Origin of the sequence: Candidatus Cyanaurora vandensis (assembly GCF_013285555.1) — a bacterium.
GTDB lineage: Bacteria > Cyanobacteriota > Cyanobacteriia > Gloeobacterales > Anthocerotibacteraceae > Cyanaurora > Cyanaurora vandensis.
Genome location: NZ_JAAXLT010000225.1, coordinates 1 through 17,516, shown reverse-complemented (window position 1 = coordinate 17,516; position 17,516 = coordinate 1). Strand labels below are relative to the sequence as shown.

General features: G+C 50.8%; 15 protein-coding genes and 1 pseudogene. 5 read left to right on the top strand and 11 right to left on the bottom strand.

From position 1 onward, the window contains the following. A partial coding sequence (locus HFM78_RS15800; protein ID WP_287130421.1) for a transposase occupies window positions 1-526 on the top strand: 526 nt, incomplete at its 5' end. A gap of 271 nt (window positions 527-797) precedes the next feature. Here the strand turns inward: HFM78_RS15800 and HFM78_RS15795 are convergent. Then, window positions 798-1,160: a hypothetical protein gene (locus HFM78_RS15795; RefSeq protein ID WP_287130420.1), complete on the bottom strand. Its 363-nt coding sequence runs from the start codon at window positions 1,158-1,160 to the stop codon at window positions 798-800. A gap of 235 nt (window positions 1,161-1,395) precedes the next feature. On the opposite strand from HFM78_RS15795, the gene HFM78_RS15790 reads away from it, so the two are divergent. The 3 genes from HFM78_RS15790 to HFM78_RS16475 all read left to right on the top strand — a co-directional run bounded on the left by HFM78_RS15790 (window position 1,396) and on the right by HFM78_RS16475 (window position 5,898). Beyond that, entirely contained in the window at window positions 1,396-3,486 is a 2,091-nt protein-coding gene (locus tag HFM78_RS15790) for an SBBP repeat-containing protein (RefSeq protein WP_287130419.1), read from the top strand. A 501-nt stretch (window positions 3,487-3,987) separates the two neighbouring features. Beyond that, window positions 3,988-5,400 (top strand): deoxyribodipyrimidine photo-lyase, encoded by a 1,413-nt coding sequence (locus HFM78_RS15785; protein ID WP_287130418.1) that lies wholly within the window; start codon window positions 3,988-3,990, stop codon window positions 5,398-5,400. Window positions 5,401-5,442: 42 nt separating this feature from the next. Beyond that, on the top strand, window positions 5,443-5,898 hold the full coding sequence (locus HFM78_RS16475; RefSeq protein ID WP_396035109.1) for an IS3 family transposase: 456 nt from the start codon (window positions 5,443-5,445) through the stop codon (window positions 5,896-5,898). Here HFM78_RS16475 and HFM78_RS15780 read toward each other — a convergent pair whose 3' ends face one another. The 9 genes from HFM78_RS15780 to HFM78_RS15740 form a co-directional block, all read right to left on the bottom strand. After that, on the bottom strand, window positions 5,899-7,023 hold the full coding sequence (locus HFM78_RS15780; RefSeq protein WP_287130417.1) for a VCBS repeat-containing protein: 1,125 nt from the start codon (window positions 7,021-7,023) through the stop codon (window positions 5,899-5,901). A 716-nt stretch (window positions 7,024-7,739) separates the two neighbouring features. Beyond that, window positions 7,740-9,188 (bottom strand): tail fiber domain-containing protein, encoded by a 1,449-nt coding sequence (locus HFM78_RS15775; RefSeq protein WP_287130416.1) that lies wholly within the window; start codon window positions 9,186-9,188, stop codon window positions 7,740-7,742. 259 nt (window positions 9,189-9,447) lie between these two features. Next, window positions 9,448-9,681 carry a transposase gene (locus HFM78_RS15770; protein ID WP_287130415.1) on the bottom strand — a complete coding sequence of 78 codons (234 nt, stop codon included), beginning with the start codon at window positions 9,679-9,681 and terminating at the stop codon, window positions 9,448-9,450. 179 nt (window positions 9,682-9,860) lie between these two features. Continuing rightward, window positions 9,861-10,721: an SDR family oxidoreductase gene (locus HFM78_RS15765; protein ID WP_287130414.1), complete on the bottom strand. Its 861-nt coding sequence runs from the start codon at window positions 10,719-10,721 to the stop codon at window positions 9,861-9,863. 132 nt (window positions 10,722-10,853) lie between these two features. Continuing rightward, window positions 10,854-11,873 (bottom strand): NADP-dependent oxidoreductase, encoded by a 1,020-nt coding sequence (locus HFM78_RS15760; RefSeq protein WP_287130413.1) that lies wholly within the window; start codon window positions 11,871-11,873, stop codon window positions 10,854-10,856. 34 nt (window positions 11,874-11,907) lie between these two features. Further along, window positions 11,908-12,654: an SDR family oxidoreductase gene (locus tag HFM78_RS15755; protein WP_287130412.1), complete on the bottom strand. Its 747-nt coding sequence runs from the start codon at window positions 12,652-12,654 to the stop codon at window positions 11,908-11,910. 156 nt (window positions 12,655-12,810) lie between these two features. Continuing rightward, window positions 12,811-13,872, bottom strand: a complete 1,062-nt coding sequence (locus HFM78_RS15750) for an NAD(P)-dependent alcohol dehydrogenase (RefSeq protein WP_396035114.1) — start codon at window positions 13,870-13,872, stop codon at window positions 12,811-12,813. 156 nt (window positions 13,873-14,028) lie between these two features. Continuing rightward, window positions 14,029-14,763: an SDR family oxidoreductase gene (locus HFM78_RS15745; protein WP_396035112.1), complete on the bottom strand. Its 735-nt coding sequence runs from the start codon at window positions 14,761-14,763 to the stop codon at window positions 14,029-14,031. Window positions 14,764-14,797: 34 nt separating this feature from the next. Beyond that, entirely contained in the window at window positions 14,798-15,553 is a 756-nt protein-coding gene (locus HFM78_RS15740) for an SDR family NAD(P)-dependent oxidoreductase (protein ID WP_287130409.1), read from the bottom strand. Between the two features lie 163 nt (window positions 15,554-15,716). Between HFM78_RS15740 and HFM78_RS15735 the strand changes: the two genes are divergently transcribed. Then, on the top strand, window positions 15,717-16,631 hold the full coding sequence (locus HFM78_RS15735; protein ID WP_287130408.1) for an AraC family transcriptional regulator: 915 nt from the start codon (window positions 15,717-15,719) through the stop codon (window positions 16,629-16,631). Between the two features lie 652 nt (window positions 16,632-17,283). Here the strand turns inward: HFM78_RS15735 and HFM78_RS15730 are convergent. After that, window positions 17,284-17,409 (bottom strand): annotated as a pseudogene (locus HFM78_RS15730) (ISKra4 family transposase); the annotation flags it as partial. Window positions 17,410-17,516 lie beyond the last annotated feature (107 nt).

The following is a 17,516-nucleotide window of genomic DNA, read 5'->3' as shown; positions in this document are numbered from 1 at the left end:
TGATTACACAAAAGCAGAAGACATGATAGCAACAGTCCCCAGCAATGGAGTAGGGGTAATGGATAGAGGGTTTGCGAGCAAGCCTTTTATCAAAAAGATACTTGAAGTACAAGGAGATAATAAGAAATACTTTGTTATTCGTTTAAATGCCAATTATACCTTGGAAGCATTGGGGAATGGAGAGTTTAGAATAGGCAAAAGAAAAGATGTGGTGGCATGCAGAGTAATTAACTTTTGCGATCTTAAAAACCGAGCAGAATATCGTTTGGCGACCAATCTTCCCAAGTGGGGAGAAGGGGGAGTTAAGGATGAGGAAATCATGGAAATCTATCGAAAAAGATGGCAGATAGAGCTACTTTGGAAATTTTTAAAAATGCCTATGAAATTAGATAGGTTTATCAGTAAAAACATGAACGAAATCGAGATGCAGATTTATGTTACACTAACGTGTTATTTGATGTTACATTTATTGGAAATCCCAAAAATGTGGGGAGTCAAGCTGTTAGATAAAATCCGCTATCTTTAGTCTTGTATGTGTCAGGAAACAAGTTATGTCCATTGGCTAGGGAGGATACTAAAAAAACCTCCTCTACGGATTGTCAAGGGAGTAATATGTCTAGTTGTGTAAACTTTTATTGCAGGATTCAACACTTGTGCCTCCGACCTTATTGAGGAATAATCGTTCGGTGCAATATTCGATAAAGGGAACCACTTTCCAGGGTAGGCAATTGGTGCGATAGAGAAAAAAACGTAAGGTATAGTACTGACTAACAGCGAAGCCACTATTGATAAATCCGCTAAACAGCCCAAAACTCACCCCACCAATCAGCCCATAAAACAGCCCAGCAATCAGCCAGCCCAAAAAGAAGTGAGCCATTGCATTGCTTGCTGTCGGGAGTAATTCTCTTTAGATAGAGTTCGTTTGCTTCTACTTTTAGAATCCACTTCAATCTCAGCTCTGTTATGTGCAAATACCCGACAATGGGTAAACATTCTGTCAATATAATTGTCGAATAGCTGCTTTTGCTCTCTTCAGCTGTCGTAACTACAAATCCTTCTTCAATTACAATTCCTTGATATGTCGGCACCATAATGTTGAGCATCAAGGGAGATTGTGCCAACTCTTGCAGTCCGTTGTCCCGGTTCAGCAGTACCTTCAACCCGCTTAAGTTTGTTTGCAGTCGTTCGAGGTAATCGTGGATTTGGCTGGGGCTCAGCGGTTGGATGAGCAGGGCAGTTTTTGCTCCGAGCCGCTCGCCTAACTCTTCATACGCCCTAATCGTCCTCGATTATACAGGCAGAAGCTCTTACGCTCGGAAGGGGTGGGGTACGATGACCCTGGTGAGCGGTTCCCTCGACCTTGGGTCAACGAAAACCTACTTCGGAGCTTGCATCATGTCCGCTATCAAAAGACACTGCCTATCGTTACTCGCCCTTGTCGTGTCAGCCTTACCTAACGTGCAGAGTGCTCCCTTGAGCCTCAGTGAGCGTTATGGTCAGCTACCTCTTAGTTTTGAAGTCAATCGCGGTCAAGTGAACTCGCAGGTACAGTTTTTGAGCCGTGGGGCGGGTTACAGCTTATTTCTAACGCCTGGGGAGGCGGTCCTCGTCCTCACCCGTCCGCAGACAGCCCAGGGGGTCGTCCTCCGCCTAGGGCTGGTCGGGGCCACGGTACCCCTAACCGGGGAAGAGCCTCTAAAAGGTAAAGTCAATTACTTCCACAGCGACCGCTCACTAACCAACCTAGCTACCTACCGCCGGGTCCAAGCGACCAGAGCCTATCCTGGTATTGACCTGACCTACAGCGGCGACCAGAACCATTTAATCTATCAATTCGTGGTTGCGCCAGGGGCCAAGCTGAGTCAGATCCATCTCGCTGTGCAGGGCAGTGAACGGGTTGTCTTAGAAGATGGCGCGGTCGTGCTTCAGACTGCCCTAGGCGAGATCCGTCTTCCTCGGCCCCAGTTTTACCAGGAGGTGAAAGGCGAGCGACGGCAGGTGACGGGGGGCTATATCCTCCAGGGTCAGCACCTCAGTCTTGCCGTGGACCGCTATGATCCCAGTCTGCCCTTGGTGGTTGTGCCAGTCGTGGACTACGGAACCTTCCTGGGCGGGGCAGGTCTCAGTGGCGGCGGCAGTGATAACCGTGGCTACGACCTAGCCGTAGATGCGGCAGGGAATGCTTACGTGGTTGGTGAAAGTAACGCCAATGACTTCCCGACCACGAGCGGGGCCTTCGATCCCGTCTTCAATCCCGGCGCCTTCAGCTTTGTCCAAGATGGCTTCATCACCAAACTTGATCCTACGGGCACGACCTTGGTCTATTCCACTTACCTGGGGGGCCGCAACGGGATTACAGTGCGGGCAATTGCCGTGGATAATGCAGGCAACGCCTACGTCACGGGTGACGCTGAATCTGAGGACTTCCCGACTACCCCAGGCGCCTTCAACCCCAATGCCACGACCAACCGGGGAGGAGCTTTCGTCACTAAGCTCAATCCCACGGGGAGTGCCTTGGTCTACTCCACTTTTTTGCGGGGCAATAGTGATGATTTCGGTTATGGGATTGCCGTGGATAGCCAGGGTCAAGCTCACGTGACGGGCTACACCGACTCCGCACTGTTCCCGACGACTTTGGGGGCCTACGACACGACCTATAACGGCAGCCGGGATGCTTTTGTAACCAAGCTCAACGCCAGCGGGAGTGCCCTGGTCTATTCCACCTTCTTGGGGGGAACGGACAGCGACACGGGTTACAGTATCGCGCTGGGGATGGATGGTTTGGCCTATGTGACCGGGCAGAGCCAATCTACGGGTAGTTTCCCGGCGACGGCGGGGGCTTTTGATACCTTTTTGGATGGCGGTAAAGATGCCTTTGTCGCCAAGTTCAATGCCGCAGGGGATGCGCTGGTTTACTCTACTTTGCTGGGTGGGACGGACTTTGAGCAAGGCAACGACCTCGTGGTGGACCGGCTCGGCAGTGCTTATATTGTGGGCGATACTTCCTCGCTGGATTTCCCGACGACGCCAGGGGCTTTTGCGACCACAACGGCGGGCGGGAACGATAGTTTTGTCGTGAAGTTGAATCCCAGTGGCAGCGGTCTCACCTACGCAACGCTCTTGGGCGGGAGCGGGACGGAGCTTAGTCAGAGTATTGCCCTGGATGCCCGCAACAATGTCTATTTGACCGGCAGTACGCGCTCTAGCAATTTCCCGACCACCAACGGGGCCATTGGCCCCATCTTGGGCGGTCCTCGGGATGCTTACGTGAGTGTTTTCAATAGAATCGGCAGTGCCTTGCTCTATTCCACCTTCCTGGGGGGAAGCGATGACTACGACACCGGCAATGGGTTGGGTCTAGATGCCCAAGGGAATGTCTATGTGACGGGCTTTACCGCCTCCACGGATTTTCCCACCACACCCGGGGCTTTTGACACCAACTACGGTGGTTTTATTGATGGCTTCGTAATCAAGTTTGGTCGTTGATGACTTGAAAAATGCGTAGGTTCAGGAAATTGAACAGGCTAGCCCCCAGCAATGGGGGCGTTTTTTCACTTGCTCAAGGGGTATAGCAGAGGCTATCAGGACTTACGCACAGCCGATAGCCCCTAAGGAAGAAATAGCCATCACACTTTGCATCAGAAAAAACACAGCCTGGAGGAGCCAGAGTTAGCCGCTGGCTGGCACTTTAGCCTTACTGGTTATTGCTTCTCCCCGTTAAAAAACCGCTGTGAGCCGCCTCTTGAACCCCATCCGGGCTTAAATGGGCCATGTGCCACCCTGTGGGTAACCGGTGCTTGGCAAGAAGTCTTAGCCAGGGTTCTGACGATACATAGGCTATCATCACCCGTCGCTTTGCGTAAGTCCTGTTTAGGAATCCTGTGTACCACTGAGCTTTTTCCCCAGTCATATAGTTAGTTATTCAGCCACCTATGTCCAGGAAACAGTCCAGTTCTTTGCCCAGAAAAATTTTGTTAGGTTGGATTGATGCGTACAGTTATCCTCTGGTTCCGGCGCGACCTCCGCTTGAGTGACCACCCGGCTTTGGCGGCGGCTCTGGCTGAGCAGGCACGGATTGTGCCGCTATTCGTCTTCGACCCCCATCTACTCCAACATCCAGAAACGGGCAGTGGGCGGGTGCAGTTCATGCTCGGTTGTCTGGAGAGCCTCCGCAAGAATCTCGGGGTCCTCGGTTCACGCCTCATCTGTAGATTAGGCGACCAGTCTTTAGTCGTACCAGCCTTTGCTCAAGAGGTCGGGGCAGCGGCGGTTTACTGGAACGTTGACAGTGAACGAGCTTGGCGCACAGCCACGGATGGTCGGGTTGCCGATACATTACAGCAAAGGGGGATTGAGGCGCGTACTTTTGAGGCCGAAGCACTCCTCACGGCTGGGGGACCCGAAACCTACACCCTCAAATATTTCATCCCGCATTGGCATCGGGTGTTGAGTCTCCGGTCTTCACCCCGCCCGACGGTCCTCCCCCCTGTGGACGAACAGATCATTGACACGCCCCTACGCACCCTAGCTGACCTCGGTTTGCCGCCCTGTGACCAAATGGTACCGACCGCCGGTGAGCGCGAAGCCCACCAGTTGCTTGAGGAATTTCTACAGGAGAAGGCCGCGCACTACCTGAAGAGCCTGAGTGTGGCTGAGGATGCTACCTGCTACACCAGTCGTCTCGGCCCCCACCTCAAATTCGGCACCATCTCCATGCGGACGGTCTACCAGCGCGTGCAGGCTCGTTCTCAGCAGGTGGATAGCTGGCAGCGGCGCAATTTAGCCGGTTTTCAGAGTCGGCTCTTCTGGCGAGACCACTTCGCCCAGAAGCTCCGTAACCTACCCCGCTGTGAGCACGAGTCCTACCTGCAAGACTTCGATGCTGTCCCATGGAGTAACCGCGCGGATCACTATGCGGCTTGGTGTACGGGGCAGACCGGCTACCCCTTGGTGGATGCCGCGATGCGCTGTCTTAACCACACGGGTTGGCTACCCTTTCGGCTGCGGGCTCTGTGCGCCACCTTTCACTGCATTGACCTCTTGCTGCCCTGGCAAGGCGGTGCCCGCCACTTCATGCAAAAACTAATTGATGCTGATGTAGCGGTGGATCACTGGCAATGGCAGAGCCACGCCGGGGTGAGTAACCGGGGGCGCAACTGGTTCCGAGTTTATAATCCCGTGGATGGAGTGGCGAAGATTGACCCCGCTGGGACCTTCATCCGCCGGTGGGTCCCCGAACTGACTGGGGTAAGTCGTGAGCAGCTCGCGGCTCCCTGGCGACACGGCATCGCCTACTTGCCGCCCTTAGTTGACCATGCCGAGGCCCGTGCTCGGGCTCTGGCCTTACTAGAGCCTATCAAGCGTCGCTATGCCCCTACTGACATGCTGGATGCACAATAAAATTTGCTCTGTTGCAAAAATAATAAGTGGTACAGGTCTTCCGTGAAATACTGTCTATTATGCTGCCAAGCCAAACAAACGCTCGATGACTTCTATCTGCAATCTAATCGCTCCCTGTTCTATTTTTTCAATTTGGCCTTTACGGATCATATTCATTGCCTCATATCCTTAAATCGTTCGTCCCCGCTAGTTCACCTTCCTCCTTGGCCTGCTGACTATGCCTGGAAATCTCGCTCTGTAGCCCCACGTAGTCTCCAGAATCAAGCGCTGACCCAACAGATCCAGCAAGTATATGCGGCTCGCCGTGGGGCCTATGGCAGCCCCAGGGTATACGCAGCACTTCGCCATAAGGGCATTATGGTGGGTCGCCACCGGGTGGCGCGGTTAATGCGTGAGTTTGGGTTACATGCCCGGATTAAAGCTAAATTCCGCATCACTACGGTGAGCGACCCTGCCCTACCGGTGGTGGGAAATCGGTGGAAGACATGTAGTAGGTAGCTAGGGGTTGAGCAAGAGCGTCACGTCATCGGACCCCGAGTTTGCCGTTGCTAGGTCCACCTGAGCATCTCCGTTCAGGTCTTGAGCGACAAGGCTTCTTGGCGATTGGCCCACCCTGATACTGAGCGGGGCCGCCAACTGAGCAGACCCTCGGTTGAAGAGGACAGAGGCGAGATTCCTGCGTGCCACCACGGTCACCACATCGAGTTGACCATCCCCATCCACATCCCCGAGGGCAACATCATAAGCTGGCCCACTGTTGGCAAAAAAGTGGCTGGGTCCAAAGGTGGCATCCCCGTTATTCTCAAGTACTGTGACACTATTAACATCTGCATTGCCCACCACTAGATCGAGATCGGCGTCGCCATCCAGGTCGCCTACTGCAATGGAGGTGGGGTACTCCCTAGATGAGTCACGGCTTGAAGTAGTCCGAAAATTGCCCGTGCCGTCATTTTTGAGGATTGCGATATACACGGTATAGTCATAACCTGCCGTTGCGGCAAGGTCGAGGTCGCCATCCCCGTCCAAATCCCCAACCGCCACATCAGAGGCACTCCCTCTTATAAGATATTTAACTTGACTGAGGGTGAAGGTCCCGTTCCCGTCATTTTTAAAAATGTTGATGGCGAAATCAGTGCCAATTGCCAAGTCCAGATCCCCGTCTCCATCCAAGTCCCCGATAACGAGTGAGCTTACGTCGTCGCCTACAGAATCACTGATAGTCTCGACCTCAGTAAAAGTCGCGTCCCCATTGTTACGCAGGAGCGCGAGGCCAGTGGTGCGATAACTACCTACCACGAGGTCGAGGTCTGCGTCCCCATCTACATCCCCCGCCACGATAGTGCTCAAGGCAGTACTGGTAGATAGTAAAGGAAAGTTGCGAGCACTCGCGACCCCAGTGTTCTCTAGATTATCGAGAATCGAAATGCTATTGGAATAAGAGTCTGCGGTCGCCACGTCCTGGTCGCCATCGCCATCAAAGTCACCAGCGACAATAGCGACAGGCCGGTCTGTCACAGGAAAGTTACGAGGGAGCGGTTGGGCTTGGATGGCACGAGTCAAGGTGGCGACCAGACCGAGCAGGAGACCTAGTTGGGAGAGTAATAAACGGAAGGTAATGAGCATGAGTAGCACCAGGGTAGAGGACAGGCGTTAAACAGCAGCAAGATGAAGTGATAACGGGCAGCATAATAGGTCCACATTAAGGTCAAGTTAAGTGCCAATACAAAAAACACGGGTAGCGGTGTCCGGTTTAGTGACAGCTTGCAGAGTTTTGAGCAGTTGGGTCTGACAGGCGGGTTAGCTAGGGTCGCTTCAGAAAACGGAATTTAAAGCATGTTAAGGCTCTGCAAGGGCTTGCAACGACCTGCTCTCCCTTCTTTTATTGCTAGCTCTTCTGCCACACAACCCCCAGTCAGATTGATATATTGCTAACCCTTTTTGAAAACGCTCGTTTTGGATAGCCATAATCGAGAATGCCAGCCTTGACCTATTTTCTAGGTTTTACAGTTCTCAAAACTTATTCTTGAAAGTAGCGGGAAGCTCCAGAGCAAGCCTGATGAGTTTCAAGCAAGTTCAGAAATTAATGCTCCTGAACCCTTAACGTGCTTTAAATTCCGTTTTCTGTGGCGACCCCAATTTTGAGTGCGAGCTTGCCCTGGCTGGTGCGCTTAATAAAAACCCCCAGGTCTCCGGGGGCATCCAGCTTATAGGGATTAGAATACCCATTTGTTTAGCTGTGCTGCTCTACAGGAGCACAACAGCTAAGGGGTAGTTTTCGAGGACCCCTTTGAGTTTGTCCTTGCTCATTTCCACCCCTGCTGCCTAGCGAATCGCGGAGCCTAGGGTCGGTAGACCGCCTTGCGGGTTTGCCCCTTCTGAGCGGCTTGGGTGAATACAGCAAGCTTGGCTAGGACCTGGCGTTGTTGCTGTTGAGTCTGCTTTAAGGAGGCGAGCTGAGTTCCTTGCTGTTGCAGAGCGAGCTTCTGTTGTTGCAGGGCGGTTTGCAAGGTAGCGATTTCCGTCTTCTGCTTAGCATTCTCACCCTTTTGCTGGGCAAGCTCTTTTTTCTGTTGAGCGGTCTCTGACTCCTGGTGAGCAATCTTTTCTTTCTGGACTTGGTTTTGCTGATGTTCTTTCTGCAACTCGCTGAGGAGCATGGGGGTGAGGAGATGGTAGTAGACAGTGAAAGGCTTGCCTTCTTTGTCGTACTGCACCAAATCGGGGTAGACCTTGGCGACTTCCTCGGCAATTAAGCCGTACTGCAAGGGATGGGTACCGTCCTCGGCGGCATCTTTGTAATGGAAGGTGACAGGGCGCAGTTGCATTAACTTATCGCTGAGGGCCCCCATGTCTTTGACATCATTCTTGAAGCGGGCGGAGGAAGTGAGGGTGCCGAGTTGACCCGACGAGTTGACGAAGACCTGGGTACCCCCACTGGCGGTCACTCCAGAAATCCCGGAGATGAAGGTTTTGGTGTGAGTGCCCTTGCGACCAATGCGCGTCACCCCAGAATCGGTTGCAGAGCCCCAGTCACCGATGGAAATGTTGTTGCTACCCGTGGTGTTGTAGTAGCCCGCCCACTGACCCAGGGCAATGTTGTCAGAACCCGTGGTGTTTAGGTAGAGGGTACCGTAACCTTGGGCGGTGTTGTTGTAGCCAGTGGTGTTGGCGTAGAGAGCCGTGTGACCGTCGGCAGTGTTACTGATGCCAGTGGTGTTCGAGAAAAGAGCTTGGAAACCCTGGGCGGTGTTGTTGAAGCCTTTGGTGTTGAAGCGGAGGGCCTCGACCCCATTAGCGGTATTAGCGTGGCCAGTGCTGTTGTTGCCAAGGGCATTGGCACCTGTCGCCGTGTTGTTGTTGCCGCTGGTATTGTCGTAAAGGGCACCGTAACCATTCGCCGTGTTGTATTGACCAGTGTTGAGGTTAAGAGCTTCAACCCCAGTGGCAGTGTTGTAAGACCCCGTATTCCTTTTGAGAGCAGCGTAGCCATGGGCTGTGTTGTAGAAGCCAGTTTTGTTGTCGTAGAGCGTATAGGCCCCCGTGGCGGTATTGTACCCGCCCGAAGTGGTGGAATAGAGGGAGTAGGCACCTGTGGCAGTATTGTAGTGCGCTGAGTTGTTGAGGTGGAGGGCGGAGGCCCCGAAAGCAGAGTTAGCATTGCCGGAGAAGTTGCTAGAGAGTGCGCCATCACCGTAGGCGGTGTTCTGAGCCGAAACACTCATAGGGATAACGAGCAGAGTGGCGATGGTGGTACTAAGTAGGCAGTGGAGCTTTGAATTGTAGAACATGACAGGAGCCTCAGAAGAAATGTGTAACCTCAACAGCGAGGTTAAAATTAGAATACCAACCCTGTTTGCTGTAAATCTTGATGAAAGTCACAGGATAAATGTTATTGGTATCACGCGAAAACAAGCCTGGAACACCTTGACTCATGCGGGGTTGGGAGAACACATAACTCTTGGAATAAACAAATTATTTCTAACATATGGCAAGTAGATTTAGGTGTATGAGAGGGTATGTCAAGTAGTTTGTGTCAGGGGAGAAATCTCAACCAAACTCCCCCTTGAGGGTCTTCTTACTATGACCATTGCGACGATTTTTGGTGGTTGCAGGGCCGGGGGCTTGACGTTGTTCCTCCAGGTGGGTGTGCAACTCAGTGCTTAAACAACGCTCAACCATGGCTTTGGTGAGTTGCTTGAAGATCCCGCCCTCACCCACCAGGTCTTTTGGGTTACGATAGTCCTTAAGTAGTTCATCAATTAATTCTGGTCGGAAGGTCATGCTCCACCCCTTTTTCCTGAGATGAGTTTTATCGCATTTTGGCCTTTGACACAATCTAATTTACAGTCCCAGCAGGGGTGTAAAAACCCTTGTTTGTTAACAAAAATCATTTTTTCTAATAATTCTTCCCTTCATCCTTTACTTATCGAGGTGCCCGATAGTCAGTGCAGTATCAGTCTTTATAACTCGAATAGAACTTTTAACCCTTCTTTAAGCGATGTAGGTTTTCGCCCAAGCAGATATTCTAGGTCAGGGCTGACTTCTTCTTCCTGCCCGTTTTTAATGTCGATTAGAAAACCTGTGACCCTCTCAATCATCATTTCGGGAACGCCGCGTTTTTTCATTTGTGCCTCAAATGCTGATTTTTCAGTAGATGTATAGTTCACCTGCGTACCTGACAAGTCAGTTAAAGTAGCCGCGAGATTGTCAAAGGAATAGGACTCACTTCCTGTGAGTTTATAGATTCTGTTACTGCAACTGCTCTCTAAAAGTGCATTCGCAATGGCTTCTCCCATTTCGCTTCTAAGGGCAAAAGGAACTTTTCCCTGAGCGACTGGTAAATTGATACCCGTCTCAAAAATCCCTTCTCCTACAAATTGCGGAATGGTGTCCATATACAAGACATTGCGAAATATGGGATAGTGCATCCCACACTGCTTGATGTAATCTTCCGTCTGAAAATGACCCTCCATCAACTTGTTTGTCAAAGTGCTTCTGTCTTTTAACGCTCGACTGGTATAAGCGACACATTGGACCTCTGACTTTTTTGCAGCATTCACGACATTTTGGTGTTGCCGAAGGCGGTTATCTTCATCTGTCCCAGCTATCAGCAAAACCTTTTCAATTCCCTGCATAGCCTTGTCGAGTGAAGCGGTATCATCGTAGTCACCCACGCGGATGTCTACCCCTTGCTCTTTCAAAGCAGAGGCTTTACTTTCATCACGCACAAGTGCGGCAATTTGGCTGGCTGATGCTTTTTTCAGTAGATTTTTGACTACTGCTGTCCCTAACTGCCCGTTAGCTCCTGTTACCAAAATCATGGTTTTTCCTTTTTCGTCTGAATTTTACTTCGTGCCGTAGCGAGGAACGAGCGAAGCTGTAGGCGGTAAGTGCAGTGCATTGTTGGACTGTGGCTGGGTGAGTTGCCATTGCCGCGCCTATTATTTCCAAAACTATGTCCCAATTTGCAAGACAATTTTGCCACGTGTGCGCCCGCTTTGGGAAAGTTGATGTGCCATTTTGACTTCTGAGAGTGGCAGAACTGTTTCAATGTGTATTTTCAATTTGCCTTCGTCAATCAGATGGTTGATTTCCGCTAACTGCTGCGCGCTCGGCTGACAAAAGAACCAAGCGGCTTTTACGCCGAATTCGCGTGCTTTTTCTTCGGATGGAGTCTGCGCCGCCGAGACCAGAAAGCCGCCCTTTTTCAGAGTTTGAAAGGCTCGCTCTAACGTGTCATTGCCGACCGTATCGAACACGACATCCACGTCTTTGACGACTTCCTCAAACGGTTGCCGCGTGTAATCCACGAATTCATCTGCGCCCAAATCGCGGACGAACTGTTCGTTTTTGCCCGAGGCCATGCCGATCACGACCGCGCCTTTGGCTTTGGCAAGCTGAACCGCCATTGAGCCGACTCCGCTCGATGCCCCGGTGATCAAGATTCTCTGTCCGCTGCTCAGATTCGCCACAACGAATAGCGCCTGCCACGCCGTCAATGCACCGATCGGAATCGCCGCCGCCTCTTCAAAACTGAGGTAGTCCGGTTTGAGCACGATCGCGTCCGCTTTAGCGACCGCGTATTCGGCGTAACCCCCAGAGAGGCTGGAAAGGGTGATCCCATAAACCGCATCGCCCTGCTTGAACATTTCAGCGCCATCGCCTACCTCTTCGACGGTTCCAGCGATGTCGCCGCCCAGAATGAGCGGAAGTTTAAAGCCCAGATCTTCGCCCATCCCATCGCGAATTTTCCAGTCAGCCGGATTGACTGCTGCGACGTGAACTTTCACCAAAACCTCGCCCGCTTTCGGTTCTGGACGTTCGACATCGACGTAATCTAAAACGTCCTCGTTGCCGTATGCATTGATCACTACTGCTTTCATTTTTTCCCCTGTTTTATTCAATTGGGTGACAAAATTGCTCGATCGTTCATTAGATCGACTGACCGCCGGAAACTTCAATTCTCTAAGCATTCACCCACCGGCTCCACTGCTGCGATCGACTTGATTAGTTCACCGTGTATCCGCCATCTATCACTAAAGGTTGTCCAGTGATATAGCTAGCAGCATCAGAACATAAAAAAACCACCGCTTGAGCAATTTCTTCTGCCTGACCGAGGCGACCCATTGGTACTGTAGATGCGAACCCATCAGCCGATCCGCCGCCAAGGCGATCCAACATTGCAGTAGCAATCAATCCGGGATTGACGGCATTGATCCGAATGCCCTGTTTGGCATAATCGAGGGCAGCCGATCGAGTCAGCCCCATGACCGCGTGTTTGCTGGCGATGTAGGGAGATACCCCTGGAAACGCAATCAGACCACCAATTGACGAATTATTCACAATCACACCTGAGCCTTGAGTCAGCATTTGTTGGATTTCATATTTCATGCACAAGAACAGCCCCCGCACGTTGATAGACATCAGTTTGTCAAAATCTTCAACGGACTGTTCGTGCAGCGGTTTGGTGTGAGGATCAATGCCTGCATTGTTAAACGCGCAATCGAGTTTGCCGTAGGTCGCGATCGTTTTCTGCACTAATGCTTTGACATCCGCTTCACTCGATACGTCCGATCGCACAAACAAGCACTCAGCCCCGGCATCACGAATCAGAACGGCAGTTTCTTCGCCTTCTTGATCGCGTCTACCTGAGAACACAACTTTTGCGCCAGCGGCACTTAAAGCTAGAGCAGTTGCTCTGCCAATTCCCGATGTGCCTCCTGTGACTAAGGCGACTTTGTTTTCAAGGATCATGATGGTTCCCTCTGGTTTTAAAATCAGTTATCAAGCAAAGTGAAGTAGGGCTGTTGTAATTGAGTTTGAATTAAATCGACTGACCGCCGGAAACTTCAATTCTCTGGGCATTCACCCAGTGATTGTCTTCAGATAGGAGTGATGCGATCGGTGACTTCAAGATTTAGCCTCATTTCCGTCTGGTGCCTCAAGTGTCGCCATATCGATCACTAGACGATAGTGGACATCCCCTTGCTCCAAGCGATCGAAACCCTCATTGATATCCGCAGCCGAAATCACTTCGACATCCGCTGCGATATTATGCTTACTACAGAAGTCCAACATTTCTTGGGTTTCTAACGTCCCCGCCGACCCCGAACTGGTCAGCCGACGACGACCCATTGTTAGGAGCACAGGAGTGAACTCCATGCGATCGGGGATTCCCAGACAGCACAGTGTGTCATCAAGGTTCAGCGCCAGCAGATATGGATCAAGTAGATGTCGTGCTGATACCGTGTCTAGGATGAAATCAAAGCGGTATTTCTGAGCCGCCATTTTCTCAGCATCCGTCGATAAAATTGCCTCGTCCGCACCCAGTTCCAGCGCAGCAGCAAGCTTTTGCTCGGAAGTCGTAAAGACAATGACATGAGCGCCCAGTGCATGGGCAAATTTAATTGCCATATGACCGAGACCGCCAATTCCGACAATCCCAACCGTCTTTCCAGGTTCAATGTTCCACTGATGTAGCGGCGACCAGGTTGTCACTCCCGCGCAAACTAACGGTGCCACACTCGCTGGATCGAGACCGGAGGGCAGATGATAAGCAAAATCAGTTTTGACGACATATTCATTCGAGTAGCTGCCGCGCGTGATGCTGCCATCGTGCCGATCGATGCCATCATAAGTGGTCGTCGGAAATTCGCGACAATAGGATTCCTCGTGACTTTTGCAGGGTGGGCAGCGTCCGCAGGAATCGACAATATTGCCGACTACCACGGCATCGCCCACTTGGAATTTCGTAACTTCTATGCCGATTTCTGTCACTTCGCCCACCATCTCATGCCCTGGTATCAATGGAAAGCGGCTATTGCCTCGAATCGCGTGCAAGTCGCTGTGGCAAACACCACAGAACTGAACCTTCACTGCGATATCGTTGGGTCGCAATTCCCGTCGCTCAAACGCCCAAGGAACAAGGCGAGCGCCCTGACTTAAAGCTGCAAGCCCGTAACAGGAACGCATGGTTTTTTTGGATTCAAGAGCAGTGCTATTTGGCATTTGAATTTCTTCCTTTTTGTGTTCTTTCAAACCTTCCTTAGTCAGGATCATCATGGAAACCCTATTCGCTCTTGACTTTGCTGGCATCCTTCACGGAACATAGAATTCCTGAAGAAATCCCTAAAACGCGCTGGCAGTCGGACGAACAATTATTTCATTGACATCAACATCCTCCGGTTGAGCCACCGCATACAAGACGGCTCTGGCGATCGCATCCGGCGTTAGCGCAGTTTTGCGGAGTTTTTGCAAGAAACCTTTTGATGCCTCATCTGAGATATCAGAACCCAGTTCAGTTTCCACTACGCCAGGAGAGATGATCGTCACGCGGATGTTTTTCGACTCCTGCCGCAGACCGTCCGATATTGCCCAAACTGCATATTTTGTCGCAGAATAAACAGCGCTTGTGGGTCCTACCGAATGGGCAGCGATCGAGGCGGTATTGATAAACTGGCCGCCGCCTTGTGCTTCCATGATGGGCAGTCCCGCAGCAATGCCATTCAGAACACCATTGATGTTGACGTTGATCATTTTGTCCCACTCGTCAACTTTTAGTGCGCTCATCAGGGACAGAGGCATCACGCCTGCATTGTTGAAAATGACATCAATGCGATCGAATTTCTCTTTAGCAAAGTGAATGAACGCGTTCATGTCCTGGCGATCGGTGACATCCACAGCTTTGAATTCGGCAATCCCACCGGACGATCGGATGTCTTTCACAATCTTTTCTAGCTTTTCCGTGCGGCGTGCGCCCAAAACTACTTTTGCTCCGTTTTGAGCCAGCAATTTGGCGGAGGCTTCACCGATGCCGCTACTAGCTCCCGTAATGGCAATGACTTTATTTTCCACATCTAACATCATTGTTTTTCCGACTGTTGTAATTGAGTCTGAATTAAATCGACTGACCGCCAGAGACTTCAATGCGCTGAGCATTCACCCATTGATTGTCTTCAGATAGGAGTGATGCGATCGCACCCCCGATATCGTCGGGAAGACCGACGCGACCGAGAGCCGTTAGGGAAGCAATCTGTTTGTTCATTTCTGGATTATCGCGTACTGCACCGCCACTGAAATCGGTTTCAATTGCACCAGGAGCCACCGCATTTACCGCAATCCGTCTCGCTCCCAGCTCTTTCGCCATGTAGAGAGTTAGAGTCTCGATCGCGCCTTTCATACTGGCGTAAGCTGCATAGCCAGGTGTGCTAAAACGCACCAACCCAGATGAAAGATTCACGATTCGACCGCCGTCATTGATCAGTGGCAATAGTTTCTGGGTGAGGAAGAAAACACCCTTGAAGTGAATGTTCATTAAATGGTCAAAATCCTCCTCAGTCGTTTCGGCAAAAGAGGCGTAAACACCCGTTCCAGCGTTATTCACCAAAAAATCAAAATGCTCGGCTTGCCAGTTATCTTTGAGTGCCTGCTGGAGTTGTGCGGCGAAACTATCAAAGGTTTTAGTGTCGCCAGTATTTAATTGCAGTGCTACCGCTTTAGCGCCAAGCCGTTCAATTTCTGCAACGACGTTCTTCGCTTCTTCAACATTGCGATGGTAAGTGACGATGACATCAACCCCTTTTTTAGCCAGATTCAGAGCGGTACTTTTGCCCAGTCCTCGGCTCGATCCCGTTACCAATGCGATTTTTGCCATTGCCTTATCCTTCTGCTCTGTTGTCTGAATACATTCATCGTATGTTTGCAGACCGGGGTTCTCAATACACAGACCTCGCTATTTATTGCCTAATCCTCCAGATTGTGACCCCGAGGCTGGAGAAAAATGTTCTACAATGCGCGAAAGAAGATCAGCCCTAAAAATGATGACAGACGAACTCATTGCCAATCGATGTCGAGAACTAGCCGTCCTGGTCAACCGCCACACCGATGGCAAGGGTAATGGTTTTCACCAAACGAGTATCGCGCCGCTGGGATTTGGTCGTGAGTCTTTGACTGGGGCGATGCTGCATGGAGTCAGCACCCCCATGCTGGCGATCGTGGTTCAGGGTAAAAAAGGCGCAGCACTGGGTGAGGAAATCTATCGGTATGGTGAGGCGCAATATTTAGTGGTTTCAATCGATCAGCCGATTAGCGGATTTGTCATCGAAGCGACCCCCGATCGCCCCTTTTTAGGATTCAAACTGGATCTTGATCTACGCGAACTCTGTGAGATTATTGCGGCTCATACCAATATAATCGCGGGCAAGAAAGAAACTTCAGTCCGGGGCTTTTTCATCAGTACCGCCGACCTATCATTGCTCGATTGTGCGCTGCGACTAACCCAGCTATTGGATACACCCCAAGATATTCCGATCCTGGCTCCGATGATGATTCGCGAAATCTACTACCGCTTATTGATCGGCGAGCAAAGTGAAGCTGTTCGTCAGATTGCGCTATCGGATAGCAACATGCAGCGGATCGCGACAGTAATTCAAAGCATCAAGGTGGATTTTACCAAACCTATGCGCGTTGCCGAGCTCGCTGAGCAAGCCAGCATGTCGCCTTCGTCTTTCCATCACCATTTTAAGCAGGTGACGTCGATGAGTCCGCTGCAATATCAAAAGCAGCTCCGACTCCTAGAAGCCCGTCGGCTCATGCTGGCGGAAAATTACAATGCGGTTACAGCCGCTGATCGGGTTGGCTATGAGAGTCCGTCCCAGTTTAGTCGGGAATATGCTCGCCTGTTTGGTGCACCGCCCATTCAGGATATCGAGCGTTTGCTTTCAGTCGGATGAGGTGATCCTCCAGGTTTTTGCTCACCATTCGCGTTGGCAGAGCTTGTCCCTTGGAGCATCGCATCCACATGGGGTCTAAACGTCCAGTTAAATTCTCCTTCTATGGGTCAACGCACGACACGGAAAAAATCGTACGTTCGTGGCAAATTTGTCAGCTTAAAGTCTAAGATTTTCGCCCAAAACAATCAAAAGTGTCAATCAATACCGCAATAACTCTCCAATGACGGATTTTGCAGTGATTTTGACATCAGCTTAGAGTGTATCTCAACCTTGCAGTTTCTAGGACTGGGTACATCCTTAGCCTTCAAAGCCAGACAGACATAGCGTTTTAGCCTTAGTCTACACTTTTTTCCTTTTCGTGCGTTGACCCCAAAAAGGGGCAAAAGCTCAATGTTTAGGTAGCTAATGAAGCATTAGTTACAATTCAAAATATGTACCAAGCAATGGGTGTACCACTCCCCCCCCTTCCAACTCAAGCTCAGTTAGATGATTTGTTTAAAGAACTATACTTCGCTAGTCTTACGCAAGAAGAGGGATGACCTACTATTACTGCTATAAGTTTTAATCATCCAGCAGGGGTATTACAAACAGAACCAACAGAACTTGTCTTTAGTAAGCATTTGCCTTAGGGAGCATCTCACTTTTGCGGCTTTTATGCATAAAGCTGTCCATTAAGATAAGCGCAGCGATGGGCGAGCACTTTGGCTATGTTTTCTGCATTCCAGCGTGCTCCAGAAATTTGTACCCGACGGTCAATCTGCTTGACTGCCGACTCTAAGCATGTAGGAGTGCCAGGCACTGTATACTGATGGGGCTATTGAGGGTAAAATCATGCCTCGCTCTCGCACCATTCATCTGAGCAATGAAGAAGAAGAGACCCTTCGC